This is a genomic window from Saccharopolyspora indica (genome assembly GCF_027853965.1).
In the GTDB taxonomy this organism is placed as follows: domain Bacteria; phylum Actinomycetota; class Actinomycetes; order Mycobacteriales; family Pseudonocardiaceae; genus Saccharopolyspora; species Saccharopolyspora indica.
The window spans coordinates 78267-101367 of the sequence record NZ_JAQGLB010000015.1 but is presented as its reverse complement, the minus strand read 5'-3'; the positions used below and the strand labels follow the sequence as shown (position 1 = coordinate 101367).

Sequence of the window (23101 nt, the reverse complement as noted above, 5' to 3'; positions counted from 1 at the left end):
GCGGAGCTTGTCCTGATCGGTCACGCGATCTCCACTCCTCGGTCGAGCCCCTCGTCGACGAGCGCGAAGAGCTCGTCATCGGTTGCCGAGTCCAGATCCGGTGCCGCGGCGTCGTCGTCGCACGACGCCAGCAATTCCCGCAGCACCGGTACGACTTCGTCCCGCACGCCCGCTTCGGCTGCCAGGGCGGCCCGGACCTCGTCCAGCTTCGCCAGCACCGGTGCCGCCGGTGAGACCTCGGGGAAGCTGAGCTGCTCGCGCAGGTGCGCGGCCAGCCCCGCCGGTGTCGGGAAGTCGAACACCAGCGTCGGCCGCAACCGCACGCCCGCCGCGCGGGTCAGCCGGTTGCGCAGCTCGACGGCCGTCAGCGAGTCGAAGCCCATCGCCATGAAGCCGCGATCCGGGTCGACGTCCGCAGCCGATCCGTGGCCGAGCACGACGGCCGCGTTGGCCCGCACCAGGTCGAGCAGCGCCCGGCCGCGGTCCTCCTCGGACATCCCGGCGAGCCGGTCCGCCAGGGAGGCACCGGCCTGCTCGGCGTCCCGCCCGCCCGCGGCGGGCACCAGGGCGCGCATCAGCGGAGGCGCCGAGTCGGCTTGCCCGCGGATGGCGGCGATGTCCAGCCGGACCGGCACCAGGTTCGGATCGGCGGCACCGTGCGCGGCGTCGAACAGGGCGAGGCCCTCGGGCACCGAGAGCGGCAGCGCTCCGTTGCGAGCCATGCGGGCCAGCGCGACGTCGTCGAGCCGGGAGCCCATGCCGTTGGCCTCCGCCCACATCCCCCACGCCAGCGAGACCGCGGGGAGACCGGCTGCCCTCCGGTGGCGGGCCAGCCCGTCCAGGAAGGCGTTGGCCGCGGCGTAGCTGCCCTGCCCGGGCCCGCCGAAGGTCGTCGCGCCCGAGGAGAACACCACGAACGCCGCGAGATCCAGGTCGGCGGTGAGCTCGTGCAACGCCCACCCACCGTCCACTTTGGGCGCGAGCACCTCGGCGAGCTGCTCGGCGGTGAGCGATTCCACGGTGGCGTCGGCGACCACCCCGGCGGTGTGCACCACCCCGGTCAGCGGGTGCTCGGGCGGGATGACTCCGACGATCGCGGCCAGGGCGTCCCGGTCGGCGATGTCGCAAGCGATGAGCTCGGCCCGCGCGCCCAGCTCGGCGAGCTCGGCGGTCAGCTCCGCCGCACCGCGGGCCGCGGCGCCGCTGCGGGACAGCAGCACCAGGTGGCGCACCCCGTGCTCGGCGGCCAGGTGGCGGGCCACCAGCCTGCCGAGACCGCCGGTCGCGCCGGTGATCAGCACGGTGCCGTCCGGGTGGAACCCGAACCCGTCGCCCCCGGTGGCCGCCACCCGCTCCAGCCGGGGCGCCACCAGCTGCTCGCCGCGCACCGCGATCTGCGGCTCGTCCAGCGCGAACACGCGTCCCAGCTGCGGAGCCGCACCGTCGTCCAGGTCGACCAGCACGAACCGGTCCGGGTGCTCGGACTGCGCGCTGCGCAGCAAACCCCACGCAGCGGCGTCGACCAGTTCCGGCGCGTCCGCCGAGGACATCGCGCCCCGCGTCACGACGGCCAGGCGGGAATCGGCGAACCGGCCGTCCGCCAGCCACGTCCGCAGCGTCTCCGCGATGTCGCCGAGCGCCGCGCGCACCGCTTCCGGCAGCGCCGCCGAGCTCTGCGGGCAGCGCATCGCCACGACCTCCGGGACGGCGAGACCGCGATCGATCGCCGCACCGAGCTCGGCGAGCGTGCCGAACGCACCCGAGGGTTGCTCCGCAGGCTCGATTCCCGTCCAGTCCCCGAGCTGCACCCAGCCGGGCTCGTCGCCGGTTTCCGGCGACACCGGCGACCAGTTGATGCGGAACAGCGAATTGCGCCCCGCTCCGGCCAACCGGTCGGCCGAGACCGGGCGCATCACCACCGAGTCGACCGCGATCACCGGCATGCCCGCCTCGTCGCACGCCAGCAGCGACACCCCGCCGGATTCGGTCGGGCTCAGCCGCACGCGCAGCGCGGACGCACCGGAGGTGTGCAGGGCCACGCCGCTCCAGTTGAACGCGACCCGCCCCTGGTCGTCGTCGCCGCGGGCGAAGACATCGCCCACTCCCATCCCGTGCAGGGCGGCGTCCAGCAGCGCCGGGTGCACCCCGAAGCGCGCGTCGTGCGGGAGCCGGACGTCGGCGAAGATCTCGGTGCCGCGCTGCCACGCCGCCCGCAACCCCTGGAAGTGCGGACCGTATTCGATGCCGGACTCGGCCAGGCGCTCGTACATCCCGGTGACCTCCAGCGGTGCCGCCCCGGGAGGCGGCCATTCCACCAGTCCCCCGGGCACCGGCGCGGGCCCGCCGGTCACGCCGCTGGCGTGCCGCGTCCACGGCTCGTCCGGCGCGGCGTCGGCCGGGCGGGAGTGGATGCTCACCGAGGAACCGCCGGCGACCACCTGGAGGTGGTGGGTGGTCTCGTCGGTGAGCACGAGGGGTGTTTCCAGGACGAGTTCTTCGAGCGCGTGCGTCCCGAGCTCGGCGGCGGCCCGCGCGGCCAGCTCCACGAACAGCGAGCCGGGCGCGATCACCTGCCCGAGCACGCTGTGGTCCGCCAGCCACCGGTGGGTGCGGGTGGACACCGAGCCGGTGAGCAGCAGGGTCCCGTCGTCGGCGCGGTGCACCTTCGTCGGCAGCAGCGGGTGGTCGGCGGCGGCCAGTCCCCAGTCCGCCGGGTCGCCCGTCCGCCCGGTCCCCGGCTCCGGCCAGTAGCGGGTGTGCTGGAAGGGGTAGGTCGGCAGGTCGACGATCCGGGCCCCGGTCCCGTCGAAGGCGGCGCCCCAGTCCACCGGGACTCCGCGGACGTGGGCCTCGGCGGCCGAGCGCTGGAAGCGGTCCAGGCCGCCGTCGTCCCGGCGCAGGGTGCCCACGACGATCTCGTCGGGCACCGACTGCTCGATGGCCGGGGTGAGCACGGGGTGCGGGCTGATCTCGACGAACGCGCGGTGGCCCTGCTCGGCGAGGCTGCGCACGGCCGAGGCGAACCGCACGGTTTCGCGCAGGTTGGTGAACCAGTACTCCGGTGTCAACCGCTCGGAGTCGATCCAGTCCCCGATGACGGTCGAGAACAGCGGGGTGCTGGCGGGTCGGGGCCGGATGCCCTCCAGAGCGCCGATCAGCTGGTCGCGGATCTGCTCGACCTGGGCCGAGTGCGACGCGTAGTCGACGGGGACGACCTTGGCCCGGACGTCGTCCTCGGTGCAGGCGGCGACGAACTCGGTCAGCGCCGCCGGTTCGCCCGCCACCACTGTCGACAGTGGACCGTTGATGGCGGCGACCGAGATCTCGCCCGCCCACCGCCGGATCCGCCGCGCCACGTCATCGGCGGTCGCCGACACCGAGACCATCCCGCCGCTGCCGGCGAGCTCCTGGTGGATCAGCCTGGAGCGCAGCACCACGATGCGCGCCGCGTCCTCCAGCGACAACGCCCCGGCGACGTGCGCGGCGGCGATCTCACCTTGGGAGTGCCCGACCACGGCCGCCGGTTCGACGCCGTAGGAGCGCCAGAGCTCAGCCAACGACACCAGCACGGCGAACAGCACCGGCTGCACCACGTCCACGCGTTCCAACGGGCCGCGCAGCTCCTCGGTGACCGAGAAGTCCGCGACCGCCTCGATCGCGGCGCAGCACCTCTCCCAGGTGCCGGCGAAGACCGGGGCGGAGTCGAGCAGTTCCAGAGCCATCCCGGGCCACTGCGAGCCCTGTCCGGGGAAGACGAACACCGGGCGCTCCGCTCGGCGCGGCGCGCTGCCGTGGACCAGCTCCGCCGTCTCGTCACCGGCGGCGAACGCGGCGAGGGCGGAGCGCGGGTCGGTTGCCACCGCAACAGCCCGGTGGTCGAACACCGACCGCCCCGTCACCAGCGAACGCCCGACGTCCGCGGGGCTGGCGGTGGTCCCGGCCAGCTGTCCCGCCTGGGCGCGCAGCGCCGCCTCGGACTTGGCCGACAGCACCCACGGCACCGGACCGGCGATCGCCGTCGTTTCCGGCTCCTCCTCGGCGGGCGCCTGCTCCAGGATGACGTGCGCATTGGTGCCGCTGACGCCGAACGAGGACACCCCGGCGCGCCGAGGGCGGCCGGTCTCCGGCCAGTCCACCGCGGTCGTCAGCAGCTCCACGTTCCCCGAAGACCAGTCGACCTGCGGGGTGGGCGCGTCGACGTGCAGGCTGGCGGGGGCGACGCCGTGCTGCATGCCCAGCACCGTCTTGATCACCCCGGCGACGCCCGCGGCGGCCTGGGTGTGCCCGATGTTGGACTTCACCGAACCCAGCAGCAGCGGCCGCTCCCGGTCCCGGCCGTAGGTCGTCAGCAGTGCCTGCGCCTCGATCGGATCGCCCAACCTGGTGCCGGTGCCGTGCGCCTCGACCAGATCGACATCGGCCGCGGCGAGCCTGGCGTTGGCCAGCGCCTGCCTGATCACGCGCTCCTGCGACGGCCCGTTCGGCGCGGTCAGCCCGCTGCTGGCGCCGTCCTGGTTCACCGCCGAGCCGCGCACGACCGCCAGCACGCGGTGCCCGTTGCGCACCGCGTCCGAGAGCCGCTCGACGGCGAGCATCCCGATCCCCTCGCCCCAGCCCGTGCCGTCCGCGGCCGCGGCGAACGCCTTGCACCGGCCGTCGGCGGCGAGCCCGCGCTGCCTGCTGAAGCCGATGAAACCGTCCGGTGTGGACATCACCGACACGCCGCCCACCAGCGCCAGGGAGCACTCGTCGTTGCGCAGCGCCTGGCACGCCAGGTGCAGCGCCACCAACGACGCCGAGCACGCGGTGTCGACGGTGATGGCCGGCCCCTCCAGCCCGAAGGAGTAGGAAACCCGCCCGGACGCCACGCTCGCGGCGTTGCCGGTGCCGACGTGGCCCTGGATCTCCTCCGGCGCGTCCAGCAGCAGCATCGGGTAGTCGCGGCCGTTGGTTCCCAGGTAGACGCCGGTCCGGCTGCCGCGCAGCGAGTCCGGTGCGATCCCGGCCCGTTCCACGACCTCCCAGGTGAGCTCCAGCAGCAGCCGGTGCTGCGGGTCGGTCGCGAGCGCCTCGCGCGGCGAGATCCCGAAGAAGTCGGCGTCGAAATCACCCGCGCCGTCGAGGAATCCGCCCTCCCGGACGTAGGAGGTGCCGGGGTGGTCCGGGTCGGGGTGGAACAGGTTCGCCAGGTCCCAGCCGCGGTCGGCCGGGAAGCCGGTCAGCGCATCGCGCCCGTCGGCGACCAGCTGCCACAGCTGCTCGGGTGAGCGGACACCGCCCGGGAAGCGGCAGCTCATGCCGATGATCGCGATGGGTTCGCGGGCCGCGGCGAGCAGCTGCTGGTTGTGCTGTCGGAGGCGGTTCACCTCCTTCAGCGAGTCCCGCAGTGCTTCCACGACCTCCTGCGACGATGTGGTCACGGTGCTCTCCGTCATGAGTCGAGGGTTTCCCGGGCCATCCGGACCAGGTCGGATGCGTCCAGCTCGTCGATCGCGCCCGCCACGTCCTCGCCGTCGCTGGGCCGGGCCGGGCCGAGGCCGAGCAGCACGTCCAGCAGTCCGGCATCCGCGAGGCGGTTGAGCGGGATGGTCGCCAGCAGTGCGCGGACCTCGGCCTCCCGCGGGTCGGCGCCCGGTTGCGCGGCGAGCTCCTCGCCCAGTCGAGCGGCCAGCGCCGCCGGGGTCGGGTAGTCGAAGATCAGCGTCGAGGGCAGTTGCAGGCCGGTGCGGCCGACCAGCTGGTTGCGCAGTTCGACCGCGGTCAGCGAGTCGAAGCCCAGTTCCAGGAAGCCCCGGTCGACCTCCACGGTGTCCGCGGCGCCGTAGCCCAGCACTTCGGCGACGTGCGCGCAGACGACGTCGAGCACGATCCGGTCCCGCTCGTCCGGGGCGGCTCCGATGAGCTGCTGGGCGAGGTCCGGTGCCGTCGAACCCGCCGCTTCCGGTGCCGGTGCCGCCAGCGCCGAGAGCAGCCTGCTGCCGCGGCTGGTGGTGAAGTTCGGCACGAAGGCGTCCCAGTCGACGTTGGTGATCAACAACGTCGCGTCGCCGTGGTCGATGGCCTGCTCCAGCGCGCGCACCGCCCGCTGCGGCGCCATCGGCAGCAGGCCGTTGCGCCGCAGCCGGGTGTGGTCGACGCCGTCGAGCTCGGCCATGCCCTCTCCTTCCCACCAGCCCCAGGAGATCGAGGTGGCCGGAAGTCCCTGCGCCCGGCGCAGTTCGGCGAGCGCGTCCAGGAACGTGTTGGCGGCCGCGTAGTTGCCCTGGCCCGGGCTTCCCACGGCACCGGCCATCGCGGCGTACAGGACGAACGCGGAGAGGCCGAGGTCCTTCGTCAGCTCGTGCAGGTGCCACGCCGCGTCGGCCTTCGGCCGCATCACCTCCTCGATGCGCTCCGGCGTCATCGAATCGATGATCCCGTCGGCGACGACTCCCGCGGTGTGCACGACGGCGGTGAGCGGGTGCTCGGCGGGCACCGACGCCAGCAGCTCGGCCACGCTGTCGCGGTCGGCCATGTCGCAGGCCGCGACCGACACCTCGGCCCCGAGTTCGCGCAGCTCGGCGGCCAGCGCATCGGCTCCTGGCGCGGCGGGTCCGCGACGGCTGGCCAGCAGCAGGTGGTCCGCCCCGGCCTGGGCGAGCCTGCGGGCGACGTGCCCGCCGAGGGCTCCCGTCCCGCCGGTGATCAGCACCGTGCCGGTGGGCTGCCACGTGGCGGAGGTGGTGCCGATCGGGTCGCGGACCAGCCGCCTGCCGAGCACCGCAGTGCCGCGGACGGCGATCTGGTCCTCGCCCGTGCGCCCGGACAGCACCGCGGTGAGCGCGGAGCTCGATCCGTCGACGTCGGCGGGCAGGTCGACCAGCCCACCCCACCTGGCCGGGTACTCGAGGGCGGCCACCCGCCCGAATCCCCACAGCTGGGCCGCGATCGGGTCGACTTCCCGGTCGGCGTCCCCGGTCGACACCGCCGAGCGGGTCGCGCACCACAGCGGTGCTTCCACTCCCGCATCGGCGGTGGCCTGCAGCAGCAGCGCGGTGCGGGCCAGCCCAGCGGACGCCGACGGGTGGTCCGGCAGCGGTCGATCGTCCAGTCCCAGCAGCGAGAGCACACCGTCGAGGGCACCGACCGCGCCGATCCGCTCCGCCAGTTGCGCGCGGTCTTCGGCACCGGTCAGCGCCAGAACCACGGGAGTGGCGCCCGCCCGCTCCAGCGCGTCCGCGGCCCAGCTCTCGTCCTCCGGCCCCGGTGGCACCACGACCAGCCAGCGGCCGTCGAGCTCGCCCGATGCCGCGGGCAGCGGTTCCCAGCTCTCCCGGTACCGCCATTCGTCCACACTGGACTCTTCGGCTCCGGGGGCGTCCAGCCAGTACCGCTGCCGCTGGAAGGCGTACGTGGGCAGGTCGATCCGCCGGGCCGCCCCGAAGATCGCCGTCCAGTCCGGGCTGCGACCGCTGACGTGCAGGCGCCCGACGGCGCTCAGCAGCGCGGCCACCTCGGGGCGGTCCTTCCTGGACGCGGGCACGAGCACCACCTCGTCGCCGACGCAGTCCCGCGCCATCGCCGTCGACACGCCGCTGGGTCCCAGCTCCAGCAGCGCGCCGGCACCGTGGTCGGCGAGCCAGCGGATGCCGTCGGCGAACCGGACTGCGTGCCGGACGTGCCGCACCCAGTACTCCGCGGTCGTGGACTCGACCGGCTCGCCGGTCAGGTTGGAGACGATCGGCGCCGCGGGCGGGTGGTAGGTCAGGCCCTCGGCGACCTTCGCGAAGTCGTCGAGCATGCCGTCCATCAGCGGCGAGTGGAAGGCGTGGCTCACCCGCAGGCGGCGGGTCGTGAACCCGGCAGCCGCCAGGTCGTCGGCGAGCGCCAGGACGGCGTCCTCCTCCCCGGAGATCACCGTCGAGCGAGGCCCGTTCACCGCCGCGATGGAGACCTGTTCGGTCAGCAGCGCGGCGACCTCCGCTTCCGGCGCCTGCACCGAGACCATCGCCCCCGTCGGCAGGGCCTGCATCAGCCGGGCCCGGGCTGCGACCAGCGCGCACGCGTCGGGGAGGTCGAGCACGCCGGCGACGTGCGCTGCCGCCAGCTCGCCGATGGAGTGCCCCAGCACGAAGTCCGGCGCGAGCCCCCAGTGCTCCAGCAGCCTGAACAGCGCCACCTGGAAGGCGAACAGGCCGGTCTGCGCGAACAGCGTCTGGTCCAGCAGATCGCCGCCGGGCGCATCGGCGAACACCACGTCCCGGACCCGCTGCGCCACGTGCCCGTCGAGGTGTGCGTCCAGGCGGGCGCAGACCTCGTCGAACGCCGCCGCGAACACCGGGTGGGCGGCGTGCAGCTCGCGCCCCATCCCGGCGCGCTGCGAGCCCTGCCCGGAGAACACGAACGCGGTCTTGAGCCCGTCCCGGGCCGTTCCGCGCACCAGGTTCGCGGCCACCCCGTTCCCGGCCAGCGCCTCCAGGCCGTGGAGCAGCTCGTCGCGGTCCGCGGCGACGATCGCGGCGCGGTGCTCGAGCGCGGCTCGGGTCGTGGCCAGCGAGAAGCCGAGTCCGGCGAGGTCCAGGTCCGGGTCGGCCGCGACGAACGACCGCAGCCGGTCGGCTTGGCCGCTGAGGGCCGCGGCGCTGCGCGCCGAGAGCACGACGGGACCGAGATCCGCCCGCCCCGCACCGGCCTCGGGCGCTGCGGGCGCCTGTTCGACGATCGCGTGCGCGTTGGTGCCGCTGATGCCGAAGGACGAGATCCCCGCCCGGCGCGGTGCGCCCGTCTCCGGCCACGGCGTCGCGGCTTCGAGCAGCCGCACGTCGCCGGCGGTCCAGTCGACCTCCGAGGTCGGCTGCTCGGCGTGCAGGGTCCGCGGCAGCAGCCCGTTGCGGACCGCCAGCACCATCTTGATCACCCCGGCCACGCCCGCGGCGCCCAGGGTGTGGCCGATGTTGGACTTCACCGAGCCCAGCCACACCGGGCGTTCGCGGTCCTGCCCGTAGGTCGCCAGCAGGGCCTGCGCCTCGATGGGGTCGCCCAGCCGCGTGCCGGTGCCGTGCGCTTCGACGGCGTCGACCTCGCCGGTAGCCAAGCCCGCGTTGGCCAGCGCCTGGCGGATCACCCGCTCCTGGGACGGCCCGTTCGGTGCGGTGAGGCCGTTGGACGCGCCGTCCTGGTTCACCGCCGAGCCGCGCAGGACCGCGAGCACCGGGTGCCCGTGCCGCTGAGCGTCGGAAAGCCGTTCCAGCACCAGCATTCCCGCGCCTTCGGCCATGCCGAACCCGTCGGCGCCCTCGGAGAACGCCTTGCACCGCCCGTCCGGCGACAACCCGCGCTGCCTGCTCGCCGCGATGAGGGTCTGCGGGGTGGCCAGCACCGCCGCACCGCCCGCCAGCGCCAGGGAGCACTCGCCGTTGCGCAGCGCCTGCGCCGCGAGGTGGATCGCGACCAGCGACGACGAGCAGGCGGTGTCGACGGTCATCGCCGGGCCTTCCAGCCCGAGCGTGTAGGACACGCGCCCGGACAGCACGCTGGCACCGGTGCTGGTGACCAGGTAGCCCTGATCGGCGTCGGGCACGCGCGCCGCCAGCGCCGCGTAGTCCTGGCCGCTGGTCCCGGTGAAGATCCCGGTCCGGCTGCCCCGCAGCGACAGCGGGTCGATCCCCGCGCGTTCCAGCGCCTCCCAGGAGACTTCCAGCACCAACCGCTGCTGCGGGTCCATCGCGGTGGCCTCGCGCGGGCTGATGCCGAAGAACGCGGCGTCGAACTCCGCGGCGTCGGGGAGGAATCCGCCGCCCCGGACGTAGCTGCGCCCGGGCACGTCGGGGTCCGGGTGGTAGAGCTCGTCCAGCGCCCAGCCCCGGTCGGTGGGCAGTCCGCCGATCGCATCGCGCCCGTCGGCCAGCAGCTCCCAGAAGTCCTCCGGTGAGCGCACCCCGCCGGGATAGCGGCAGCCGATCGCCACCACCGCGATCGGTTCGGCGGAGGCCACTGCCGCGACGGGTTCCCCGGACGTCCGCGTCCGGCCCAGCAGCAGGTCCAGCAGTCGTTCCGTCACCGCGTCGGGCGTCGGGTGGTCGAACACCAGGGTCGCGGGCAGGGTGAGCCCGGTGGCGGTCTGCAGCCGGTTGCGCAGCTCGACCGCGGTCAGCGAGTCGAAGCCGAGCTCGCGGAACGCCCGGCCCGCACCGACCGCGTCCACATCGGAATGCCCGAGCACGGAGGCGGCGTTGCCGCGAACGAGATCCAGGACCAGTTCTCGTTGCGCTGCAGCGGTTCTACCGGCGATCTCGGTTGCCAGCGACGAGGTTCCCGCGGCGGTCCTGCGCGCGGGCACCCGCACCAGACCGCGGAACAGGGCGGGCAGGTCACCGGCCCTCGCCTGCCCGCGCAGTGCCGCGAAGTCGAGCTTCGTCGGCACCAGGAACGCGTCGTCCACGCCGATCGCGGCGTCGAAGAGCGCGAGCCCGAGCTCGGCGGTCATCTCGCGGGTGCCGCTGCGGGACATCCGCCGCAGGTCCACGTCGGTCAGCTGGCGGGCGCTGCCGCTGCGATCCGACCACAGGCCCCAGGCCAGCGACACCGCGGGCAGTCCAGCGGCGCGGCGCTGGTGGGCCAGCGCGTCGAGGAACGCGTTGGCGGCGGCGTAGTTGCCCTGGCCCGGCGCGCCGAACGTCGCCGCGCCGGAGGAGAAGAGCACGAACGCGTCGAGATCGAGCTCGGCCGTCAGCTCGTGCAGGTTGACCGCACCGGCGACCTTCGGCCGCAGCACCGCGTCGAGCTGCTCGGAGGTGAGCGAGGAGATCAACGCGTCATCGATGACCCCGGCCGCGTGCACCACGCAGGTCAGCGGGTGTTCGGCGGGGATGTCGGCCAGCTGCGCGGCCAGCGCGGCCCGGTCCGCTACGTCGCAGGCCGCGACCGTGACCGAGGCGCCGTGCTCGGCCAGCTCCGCGACCAGGTCATCGGCGCCGCCCCGGCGGCTGGTGAGCAGCAGGTGCCGGACGCCGTGCTCGACGACCAGGTGCCGGGCCAGCAGCCGGCCCAGCGCACCGGTTCCGCCGGTGATCAGCGCGGTGCCGTCGGTCTTCAGGCCGGTGGGCTCGGTCGGCGCGGCGGCCCGGGCCAGGCGCGGCGCGCGGACGATGCCCGCCCGTATCGCGACCTGCGGCTCCCCGGTGGCGACGGCGGCCGGTACCTGCCGGTGGGACGCCTCGTGGGCGTCCACGTCGACCAGGATGAACCGATCCGGGTTCTCGGACTGGGCTGCGCGCACCAGGCCCCAGGTCGGGGCCTGCGCGAGATCCGGTCCGCCGTCGCCGGCTCGGGTGCTGATGGCTTCCCGGGTCAGCACCACCAGCCGAGCCGATCGCAGCTGGTCATCGGCCAGCCACGTCTGGAGGAGGTCGAGCGTTGCGCCGGTGCGGGCCGCCGCGGCGGCGACCGGCTCCCGCTCGTCTCCCGGTTCGAGCGACACGCTCACGAATTCGGGCACCTGCCCGCCCGCGGCGATCGCTTCCTGCAGCGCGGGGAGCCCCGCGCAGTCCTCGCCCAGCGCCACCCAGTGCCCGCTGGGAGCGGTGGAATCGACGGCGACCTCCGGCCACTCCACGCGGAACAGCGCGTCGTGGTGCCGGGTCGGCGCCGCACCGGTGTCGAACGGGCGGGCTTCGACCTTGCCGATCGACACGACCGGAGCGCCGGTTCCGTCCACCGCGGTCAGCGCGACCGATTCCGGGTCCGGCCGGGTCAGGCGCACCCGCAACCGGCTCGCCCCGGTCGCGTGCAGGCGGACGTCCTGCCAGTGCGTCGGGGTGTCCAGCCCCGCCGCGAGAACGGCGTTGTCCAGCAGCACCGGGTGCAGCTCGTAGTCCTCGGCATCGCCCTCGGGCAGTTCGGTTTCGGCGAACAGCTCCTCGCCCCGCTGCCAGGTGCCCGGCATGCCGTCCACCTCGGCGGCGCCCTCCGGCGGCCAGGTGCCGATGCCGGGTGCCGGGCCGCTGCCCGCGGCGAGAATCCCGCCGGCGCGGCGGACCCACTCCTGCTCCGCACCGGACCTGGAGCGCACGGTCACCGCGTGGCGGCCCTGGTCGTCCCGCTCGCCGACGAGCACCTGGACGTCGACCGATCCCTGTCCGGACAGCTCCACCGGGCTGTGCGCGGTCAGCTCGACCAGCCGGTCGCAGCCGACCTCGGCACCGGCGCGCAGGGCGAGCTCGACGAAGGTCGCGGTCGGCACGGTGCCGGCCAGCCAGTCCTGGCCGCGCGCGGCGAGCCGACCGGTCAGCAGCAGGCCGACCTCCGGCACGGCGACCGCCGCACCGAGCAGCGGGTGCCCGGTATCGCTGAGCCCCGCCGCGGCGACGCTGCCGCCCCCGGACTGGGTGGTGGGCCAGAAGGTCTTGCGCTGGAAGGCGTAGGTGGGCAGCTCGACCCGTCGCGCGGTTTCCGGGAACACCGCCGACCAGTCCGGTGCGATGCCGCGCACGAACGCCTCGGCCAGCGAGGTGGGGAACCGATCGCCCTCGTCCCGCCGCAGCGTGCCGACGACGGCGGTCCCCTCGACGGATTCCTGGATCGCCGAAGCCAGCACCGGGTGCGGGCTGGACTCGATGAACGCGCCGTACCCGTCCTCGGCCAGCGCCCGCACCGCGGGTTCGAAGAGCACCGGCTCGCGCGCGTTGCGGTACCAGTACTCGGCGTCCATCGTCGCCGACTCGATCCGGCCGCCTGCGACGGTGGAGTACACCGCGAGCTCCGACTCGCGCGGGGCGATGCCGGCGAGCTCCGCGAGCAGCTGCTCCCGCAGCACCTCGACCTGGGCGGTGTGCCCGGCGGCGTGCGCGCCGCGGATCCGGCGGGCGCGGACGTCCTCGGCTTCGAGCTCGGCCATCAGCTCGTCGAGCGCCGCCGGTTCACCGGCCACCGCGACCGCGGCGGGCCCGTTCACCGCGGCCAGCGACAACCTGTCGCCCCACCGCTCCAGCCGCGGTGCCACCTCGGTGGCGGGAAGCGCCACCGACACCACGCCGCCACGTCCGGACAGCTCCGAATCGATCAGCCTGGAGCGGATGGCGACCACGCGGGCCGCATCGGGAAGCGACAGCGCCCCGGCGACGCAGGCCGCGGCGACCTCGCCCTGGGAGTGGCCGACCACGGCGGTGGGCCGCACGCCGTGCGCGCGCCACACCTCGGCCAGCGACACCATGACCGAGAACAGCACCGGCTGCACCACGCTCAGCCGGTCGAGCTCCGGCGCTCCGGGTGCGCCTCGGAGCGCGTCGTGCAGCGACCACGGCACGAACGGCCGGAGGGCTTCCTCGCACTCGCCCAGCCGGTCGGCGAACACCGGGGATTCCGCCAGCAGGTGCCCGGCCATCTCCGGCCACTGCGAGCCCTGGCCGGGGAAGACCAGTGCGACCTTGCGCTGCTCGGCCGCGGTGCCCCGGACCAGGTTCGGCGCCGACGCGCCGTCGGCCAGCGCGGCCAGCCCGGCGCGGAACTCCTCGCCGGTCGTGCCGAGCACCGCCGCCCGGTGCGCGAACGCGGTTCTGGTGGTCGCCGCGGAGAACCCGAGGTCGATCAGATCGGTGTCGGCCGCCAGGTGGTCGAGGAGACGGGACGCCTGGGCCTGGAGCGCGCCTTCGGACTTGGCGGAGAGCACCAGCGGCAACCGCCCGGCGGGCTCCGGTGCTCCGGGCGCTTCGCCGTCGACCGCGGCCGGTTGTTCGATGATGACGTGCGCGTTGGTTCCGCTGATGCCGAACGCGGAGATCCCCGCCCGGCGCGGGTGCCGGTCGGCGACCCACGGGCGCGCCTCGGCGAGCACCCGCGCCGAACCCGCCGACCAGTCGACGTTCGGGGAGACGTCGTCGACGTGCAGGGTGCGCGGGAGCACGCCGTGGCGCATGGCCATCACCATCTTGATGACACCGGCGATGCCCGCTGCCGACTGCGTGTGCCCCAGGTTCGACTTGACCGAACCCAGCCACACCGGGTCGTCCCGGTCCGCGCCGTAGGTCGCCAGCACCGCCTGCGCCTCGATCGGGTCGCCCAGCGCGGTGCCGGTGCCGTGCGCCTCCACGACGTCGACGTCCCGCCCGGCCAGCCCGGCGCTGGCCAGGGCCTGCCGGATCACGCGCTCCTGAGCCGGGCCGTTCGGCGCGGTGAGGCCGTTGCTCGCCCCGTCCTGGTTCACCGCGGAGCCGCGGATCACCGCCAGCACCTGGCGGCCCGCGCGCTGGGCATCGGAAAGGCGCTCCACCAGCAGCATTCCCACGCCCTCGGCCATCCCGGTGCCGTTCGCGGCGGCCGAGAACGCCTTGCAGCGACCGTCGGTGGCCAGCACCCGCTGCCTGCTGAACGTCACGAACGGGTCCGGGGTGGACATCACCGATGCCGCACCGACCAGCGCCATGCCGCATTCACCGTTGCGCAGCGCCAGGACTGCTTGGTGCAGGGCCACCAGCGACGCCGAGCACGCGGTGTCGACGGTGACCGCAGGCCCCTCCAGCCCGAAGGTGTAGGACAGCCGGCCGGAGAACACGCTGCCCGCGGTTCCGGTGGCCCGGTAGCCCTCCAGGTCCGGCGGCGCGCCGACCAGCAGCGCCCCGTAGTCCTGCCCGTGCGTTCCGGTGAACACGCCGACCTGCTGACCGCGCAGGGTCGCCGGGTCGATCCCGGCGCGTTCGAACGCCTCCCAAGCGGTTTCCAGCAGCAGCCGCTGCTGCGGGTCCATCGCCAGGGCCTCGCGCGGGTTGATCCCGAAGAACTCCGCGTCGAAATCTCCCAGCCCGGTCAGGAATCCGCCTTCCAGGAGGTAGGTCTTGCCCGGCTGGTCCGGATCGGGGTCGTAGAGGCCTTCCAGGTCCCACCCGCGGTCGGCGGGCACCGGGCCGATCGTGTCCTGCTCCTCGGCCACCACCCGCCACAACGCCTCCGGCGAGTCGATCCCGCCCGGGTAGCGGCAGCTCAGCGCCACGATCGCGATCGGATCGTCGGCCACCTCCGCGGTCCGAGCGGGCTCGGCGGGTCGCGCCGGTGCCGCGCCGCCGCCGAGTTCGGCCGCCAAGTGCTCGGTCAGCGCGGCCGAGGTCGGGTAGTTGAAGATGACCGTCGGGGGCAGCCGGAGCCCGGTCGCCCTGTTGAGCCGGTTGCGCAGTTCCACCGCGGTCAGCGAGTCGAAGCCGAGCTCCTTGAAGCTCCGGGTCTCCTCCAGCGCGGTGCCCGGCGCGTGCCCCAGCACGGCCGCGACGTGCTTGCCGATCAGTCCGGACAGGACGGTCCGCAGCTGGTCGCCGGGAAGCGCGCCCAGCGTCGTGTCCCGGGCACCGCTGTCGGCGACCCGGCGCGACGGTGCGGGAACGAGATCGCGCAGCAGCGCGGGAATCTCACCGCGTCGCAGTGCTTTGACGTCCAGGTGGACCGGCACCAGCGCCGGGTGGTCCAGCGCTGCTGCCGCGTCGAAGAGCCCGAGCGCCTCCTCCGCGGGCATGGCCACGGTGCCGCCGCGCTTCATCCGGGTGCGGTCGGCCTCGCTGAGCCGTCCGCCCATGCCGCCTTCTTCGGCCCACAGGCCCCACGCCAGGGACACGGCCGGGAGCCCCTGGCTCCGCCGGTGCTGGGCGAGCGCGTCCAGGAAGGCGTTGGCGGCCGCGTAGTTGCCCTGCCCCGGCGCGCCGAACGTCGTCGCAGCGGAGGAGAACAGCACGAACGCGGCCAGGTCCAGGTCCTCGGTCAGCTCGTGCAGGTGCCAGGCCCCGTCCGCCTTGGGGCGCAGCACCCGGTCGAACTGCTCGTCGCCGAGCGAGTCGGCCAGGCCGTCGTCGACGACCCCGGCGGTGTGCACCACGGCCGTCAGCGGGTGTTCGGCGGGTATTTCGGCGAGCACTCCGGCCAGCGCTTCCCGGTCGGCCACGTCGCAGGCCGCGAAGGTGATCTCGGCGTCGAGCCCGGCCAGTTCCTCGTCCTCGCCCCGGCGGGAGAGCAGCAGGAGCCGCCGCACGCCGTGCTCGGCGACGAGATGACGTGCCACCAACCGGCCGAGCCCGCCGGTCGCGCCGGTGACCAGCACGGTTCCGCCGGTGGGCAGCTCCAGCCGGTCCTCTGCAACCACCCGTTCCAGGCGCGGCACGAGCACCCGTCCGGCCCGCACGGCGATCTGCGGCTCACCGGTGGCCGAGGGCGCGGACAGCCCCACCCAGCAGCCGTCCTCGCCGTCGACGTCGACCAGCGAGATGCGACCGGGATGTTCGGACTGGGCGGAGCGCACCAAGCCCCAGATGGCGGCCTGGTCCAGCGCCGGGGACTCGCCGTCCACGGCCACCGCGCGCCGGGTCACCAGGATCAGGTGCGATTCCGCGAACCGGTCGTCGCCCAGCCAGGACCGCAGCAGGGCCGTCACGTCGTGGAGCACCTCGCGGGCGTCTCCCGCGGGGCAGGTGATGACAACGGCATCCGGAACACCTGCCGAGATCTCCGGCAGGGCGGCGACGTGGTCGACCTGCGCCCCGGTGGCCGCGAGCCAGTCGCCGAGGCGCAGTTCGTCGGCGCCGACCACGGCCCAGTTCCCGGGCGCAGCGTCCGGCGCGGCGAGCGGCTGCCACGCCACCCGGAACAACGAGTCGCGGTGCACCGCGCGAGCGCGCCCCGCCTCCGGTGCCCGGAACGCGAGGCTTCGCACCGAGAGCACCGGGGCTCCCGACTCGTCCGCCGCCAGCAGGGAGATCTCGTCCGCACCCGCAGCGGCCAACCGCACCCTGAGCGCGGTGGCTCCGGTGGCGTGCAGCTCCACACCGCTCCAGGCGAACGCCAGCTTCCGCTCCCCCGGTTCGAGCACGCCGAGGTCCGCTGCGTGCAGCGCCGCGTCCAGCAGCGCCGGGTGGACGCCGAACCCGCCCGCGTCCGCGGCGATCTCGTCGGGCAGCCGCACCTCGGCGAAGACCTCGCCGGCCCGCCGCCAGGCGGCCGTCACGCCCTGGAACGCGGGCCCGTAGCGCAGGCCGGAATCGGCCAGTCCGGCGTAGAGGTCGGCGATCGGGATCTGCTCGGCACCCGGTGGCGGCCAGGCCTGCAGCGCGGTCGGCTCGGTCTCGCCGCTGTCGGCCAGCACCCCGGCCGCGTGCCGGGTCCAGGGGTCTTCGGGGCACTGCCGGGAGTGGATGCTCACCGACTGCCCGTCGGGGCCCACCACGACCTGGACCTGCACCTCCCCGGCGAGGATCAGCGGGGCTTGCAGGGTCAGTTCCCGCAGGTGCGGGTTGCCCACCTCGTCGCCCGCGCGCACCGCGAGTTCGGCGAACAGCGAGCCCGGCGCGATCACCTGGTCCAGCACGACGTGATCGGCGAGCCAGGGCTGGGCGGTGGCCGACAACCTGCCGGTGAGCACCAGCCCGTCACCTTCGGCCGGGCGCACGACCGCGCCGAGCAGCGGGTGGTCGGACGCACCGAGGCCGAGCGCGGTCGCATCGCCCCGCGCCGCCGAGGACAACCAGAAGCGCTGCCGCTGGAACGGATACGTCGGCAGGGCCACCCGCCGGTCACTCGCACCGAACGTCACCGACCAGTCCACCGCGATGCCCCGGACGTGCGCATCGCCGAGCGCCGTCCGGAACCGCCGCAGGCCGCCCTCGTCGCGGCGCAGGGTTCCCAGCACCGCCCCGTCGACGACGACCTCCTCGATGCTCGCGGTGAGCACCGGGTGCGGGCTGGTCTCGATGAAGGCGCGATGGCCCTGCTCCGCCAACGCCCGGATCGCGTCTTCGAACAGCACCGGTCGCCTGAGGTTGGTGTACCAGTACTCGGCGTCCAGCACCGGCCCGTCGATCCAGTCGCCGGTCACCGTCGAGAAGAACGGGATTCCGGGTTCCCGCGGCGCGATCGAGGACAGCTCCGCCAGCAACCGGTCGCGGATGCCCTCGACCTGCGCCGAGTGCGACGCGTAGTCGACCGGGATCGTCTTGGTCCGCACCTCGCTCAGGGCGGTCAGCTCGGCCAGCGCTCCGGGCTCGCCCGACACCACGGTCGCGGACGGCCCGTTCACCGCGGCGACGGAGATCTGCCCGCCCCAGCGGCTGATCAGGTCGCGGACCTCGGCGGCGGGCAGCGCCACCGAGACCATGCCGCCGCGGCCGGTCAGGGTCTCCCCGATCAGCCGGGACCGCAGCACCACCGCCTTCGCGGCATCGTCCAGCGACAACGCACCCGAGACGCAGGCGGCCGCGATCTCGCCCTGCGAATGACCGACCACCGCAGCGGGTTCGACCCCGTGCGCCCGCCACAGCCGGGCCAGCGACACGAGCACCGCGAACAGCACCGGCTGCACCACGTCGACCCGGTCCAGCGGGCCGCGCAGCGCGTCGGTCGCCGACCAGTCGGCGTGGGCCTCCACCGCTGCGGCGCAGTCCCGCCACGCAGCGGCGAACTCCGGTTCCGAGTCCAGCAGCTCCAGCGCCATGCCCGCCCACTGCGACCCCTGACCGGGGAAGACGAAGACGGGTTGTCCTTCGACGTCGGCCAGTCCGGCCGGTTGGTCACCGTCGACCACCGCGCGCAGCCCGGCAGCGAGCTCGGCGGGATCGCTGCCGACCACGACCGCGCGGTGCTCGAGCGCCGCCCGCGTGGTGGCCAGGGCTCGTCCGACGCCCACCGGGGAATCGACCAGCGGCAGCAGTCGTTCCGCGGTGTCCCGCAACGCCGCTTCGGAGCGCGCCGACAGCAGCCACGGGACCGGGGCCGACGCCGCTTCTGGCGCCGGTTCGTCCTGCTGCGGCGGTTGTTCGACGATCACGTGCGCGTTGGTGCCGCTGACCCCGAACGAGGACACCCCGGCACGCCGCGGACGGCCGGTCTCCGGCCAGTCCACCGCCGAGGTCAGCAGCTCGGCCTTCCCGGCCGACCAGTCCACGTGCGGCGTCGGCGAGTCCAGGTGCAGGGTCTTCGGCAGCACCCCGTGCCGCATCGACAGCACCATCTTGATCACGCCGGTCACCCCGGAGGCCGCCTGGGTGTGACCGATGTTGGACTTGACCGACCCCAGCAGCAGCGGATGTTCGCGGTCCTGGCCGTAGGTCGCCAGCAGCGCCCCGGCCTCGATCGGGTCGCCCAGGGCGGTACCCGTGCCGTGCGCTTCGACGGCGTCCACTTCGGACGGGTGCAGGGCCGCGTTGGCCAGCGCCTGCCGGATCACCCGTTCCTGGGCCTGGCCGTTGGGAGCCGTCAGCCCGTTGCTGGCACCGTCCTGGTTGACCGCGGACCCGCGCAGCACGGCCAGCACCTCGTGACCGTTGCGACGCGCGTCGGACAGCCGCTCCAGGACGAGCAGCCCGGCGCCCTCGCTCCAGCCGGTGCCGTCCGCGCTCGCCGCGAACGGCTTGCACCGGCCGTCGGGCGCCAGTCCGCGCTGGCGGCTGAACTCGACGAACACCGAAGGCGTGGCCATCACGGCCACGCCCCCGGCCAACGCCAGCGAGCACTCACCCGACCGCAGCGCCGAGCTTGCTTGATGCAGTGCCACCAGCGAAGACGAGCAGGCCGTGTCGATCGTCACGGCCGGGCCCTCCAGGCCCAAGGTGTAGGCGATGCGGCCGGAGGCGACGCTGCCCGCGCTGCCGATGCCCAGGTAGCCCTCGACCCCTTCGGGGAGCTGCTCGGCACGGGCGGCGTAGTCGTGGAACATCACGCCCACGAAGACCCCGGTGCGGCTGCCGCGGACGGAGGTGGGGTCGATGCCGGCCCGTTCGAAGGCCTCCCAGGACGTTTCCAGCAGCAGCCGCTGCTGCGGATCCATCGCCAGCGCTTCCCGGGGCGAGATCCCGAAGAAGTCCGCGTCGAACTCCGCCGCGCCGGGGAGGAAGCCACCGCGGCGCACGTAGGAAGTGCCGGGGGTGTCCGGGTCGTCGGCGAACAGCCCGTCGAGGTCCCAGCCGCGGTCGGCGGGGAAGTCCGACAGCGCCTCGGCGGAGTCCGCCAGCAGCTGCCACAGGTCCTCCGGCGAGTTCACCCCTCCCGGCAGCCGGCACGACATCCCGACGATGGCGATCGGCTCGTCCACCGCCCCCTCGGCGCGGACCTGCGCTCGCGCGGTTCCGCCGATCAGCTCGGTCCGCAGCAACTCGGCCAGCGCGGCCGGTGTGGGCCGGTCGAACACGACCGTGGGAGGCAGCGCGATCCCGGTGGCGGCCACCACCCGGTTGCGCAGCTCGACCGCCGTCTTCGAGTCGAACCCGAGTTCCTTGAACGCGCGGGTGCCGGGCAGTCGAGCGGTGTCGGCGAGCCCCAGCACACCGGCTGCCTCCGCGCGCACCAGGTCGACCAGCCGCCGCTGCTGCTCCGCGACCGGGAGCCGGGCGATCCGGTGCCGCAACCCCGGTGCACCCGCCGTCGGGCGCGCTTCCCCGGCCGGATCGGCGTCGTCCACCTCACCGGCGATCAACAGGGGTTCACCGGTCGCCAGGGCCAGCCGGAACAACGCGCTGCGCTCCGATGCGGGCAGCTTTCCCCAGGCCAGGGAAGTTCCGGCCAGGCCGAGCGCGCGCCGGTGCTGCGCCAGCGCGCCGAGCAGCGCGTTCGCCGCGGCGCGATCCGGGTCGCGCGAGGGATCCGCGGTCGAGAGCAGGACGAACGCCCGCAGGTCGAGGTCCTCGGTCAGCTCGTGCAACCGCAGCGCACCGTCGACCGCGGACCGCGGATCGCCACCACCGGCGAACACCACGGCCGACACCCGTTCCCGCGCCAGCACCTCGGCGGCGTCATCGATGCCGCACCGGAGCACCCGGCCGTCGAGCCCGAGGTCACCGGCATCTCCGATCACCAGAACCGCGTCCGCCGCGGTGAGCACGTCCGCGCTCGCCGACCGCACCCGGCTCGGACGAGGCGCGCGCAGGATCCCGTCGCGGATCGCCGAGCGCGGTTCGCCGGAGCGCACCGCGGAAACGAGTTCGCCGCCGGTGGCTTCTCCGACGTCCACCGAGATCACGCGGTCGTCGCCCGCGGCCCGGGCCAGGCCCCAGAACGGCGCCTGCAGCAGATCCGGCGCCTCGCCGCGCACGGACACCGCGCCCTCGGTGACCAGAACCAGCCTGGTCGCGGCGAAGCGGTCATCACCGGACCACGCCGCGAGCAGCTGCTCGTCGGCTCGGGCGATGAGCACGTCGGGAACGTCGGGCCCGATCGCGGTCAGGTCCGGGCACCTCCGGACCTCCGCCGGGAGCCCGAGATCGTCCTCGCCCACCACGGCCCACCGCTGGGACCCGGCGATCTCATCCGGCCCGCCGGGCACCGGGACCCAGTCGATGCGGTGCAGCAGCTCGTGCAGCTGCTCGCTGCCGGTGTGCAACCGGGCGGGCAGGTCGAGCAGCCTGCGCCGCGCCACCTTTCCCGACGTGGTGCGCGGGATCGCGGTGACCTCGTAGACCTCGGCGGGCACCTTGAAGTAGGCCAGCCGCTCCCGGCAGGTCGCGATGATGCGGTCCACATCGACCTCGCCCGTGCGCTCGGCGACGACGAAGGCCACCGGCACCTCTCCGAGCGTCTCATGTGGACGGCCCGCCACCGCCACGTCCACCAGGCCGGGGACCGCGCGCACCACCTCCTCGATCTCGGCCGGGTGGATGTTCTCGCCGCCGCGGATGATCAGTTCCTTGATCCGTCCGGTGATCGTCAGGTAGCCGAGCCCGTCCCGGACGGCCAGGTCCCCGGTGCGGTACCACCCGTCGACCAGTGCCGCGGCGGTGGCGTCGGGCTGGCCGTGGTAGCCGGCCATCACGTTCGGCCCGCTGACCCAGACCTCGCCTTCCACCCCCGGGGGCAGCTCCGCCCCGGTCTCGACGTCGGCGATCCGGATGTCCAGCCCCGGCACGGGCAGACCGCAGGAGCCGGGAACCACGGCGCCGTTGGGCCGGTTCATCGTGATGGCACCGCTGGTCTCGGTGCTGCCGTAGCTGTCGATCAGCCGCACGCCGAAGGTGTCCTCGAAGGACGTGCTCAGCGTCGCCGAGGTGACCGCGCCGGTGACCATGCAGGTGCGCAGCGCGTACGCGTCGAGGCCGGTGCTGCGCGCCGCCGCGAGCAGGTCGTGGTACATCGTGGGCACGCCGACCAGGAACGTGACGGGTTCCCGGCGCAGCAGCTCGACGACCTCATCGCTGGTGAAGCCTTCGGCGATGCGCGCGGTCGCGCCGACCGCGATGACACCGTGCAGGCACAGCACGTGCGCCAGCGAGTGCGACAGGGGCAGGGGCCACAGCACGTGGTCGTCGCTTCGAAGCCCGAGCACCGGCGCGTAGCAGGCCGCGACCGACCAGAGGCAGTTCCCCTGGGTGGACAGCACGCCCTTCGGGCGGCCGGTGGTCCCGGAGGTGTAGAGCATCCAAGCCAGGTCGTCGAGCCCGAGGTCGTCCCGCGCCGCCTGCGCGGGCTCGGACTCGGCGAGTTCTTCGAAGGACAGGACCGCTTCGTCCGCCGCACCCGTGGCGACCACGACCAGGTCGGCGCGGCCCGCGGTGACTTCGCGCAACTGCGGCAGGTGCGCCGCATCGGTCAACACCGCTCGGGCACCGCTGTCGCGCAGCAGGTGTTCGAGTTCGTCCGCGGAGGTGCGGGGGTGCACCGGCACCCCGACCCCGCCGGCCCGCACCGCGGTCAGGTAGCCCTCGATCGCTTCGACGCTGTTGTTCAGCCAAATCAGGATCCGCGCTCCGCGCGGCAACCCGGCCGCGACCAGGTGCCCGGCGAGCCGCGCCGTGCGGCGCTCCAGGTCCGCGTAGGTGACGCTGCGGTCGGCGTCCGCGAACGCCACCTTCTCGCCGCGGCGCAGCGCGTGCGCGCGCAGCAGCTCAGGCAGCGGCCGGATCAGCTCGGATCGCAACATAAAGGCGCCTCCCGATTCAACTCGTCACACGAGCGCAACGAATCCTTACGGCGATGAAATATCCGAAAACATGCACACCGGAGTCTTTCCAGTTCTCCCCCGGCTCGCCGACCAAAACTAACCAGCACCAACCCGGATAACAACCCCAGCGCAAAATCCTCTATACGTCCGCAGGATGACCCTTGCCGCACCCCCTACCGCTTCAAGGGACACCCCCTACCGGCTCCCCTACCTGTGCTTATAGCCCCCTCA

At 74.0% G+C, this 23101-nt stretch carries 2 protein-coding genes; both read right to left on the bottom strand.

All coding sequences use genetic code 11. The annotated features are described in order from the left end of the window. Nucleotides 1–20: 20 nt before the first annotated feature. The gene (locus tag OU416_RS27940) at nt 21–5435 is read right to left on the bottom strand and encodes a type I polyketide synthase (protein ID WP_270930013.1); all 5415 of its coding nucleotides are present in this window, start codon (nt 5433–5435) and stop codon (nt 21–23) included. Continuing rightward, nucleotides 5432–22849, bottom strand: coding sequence for a type I polyketide synthase (locus tag OU416_RS27935; RefSeq protein ID WP_270930012.1), 17418 nt, complete (start codon nt 22847–22849; stop codon nt 5432–5434). Before OU416_RS27935 ends, OU416_RS27940 begins: the two co-directional genes overlap by 4 nt. Between the last annotated feature and the right edge of the window lie 252 nt (nt 22850–23101).

What these genes read in the sequence shown, in the direction of transcription:
- OU416_RS27935 (WP_270930012.1), bottom strand. Translation starts at nt 22,849, where the DNA reads ATGTTGCGATCCGAGCTGATCCGGCCGCTGCCTGAGCTGCTGCGCGCG.
- OU416_RS27940 (WP_270930013.1), bottom strand. Translation starts at nt 5,435, where the DNA reads ATGACGGAGAGCACCGTGACCACATCGTCGCAGGAGGTCGTGGAAGCA.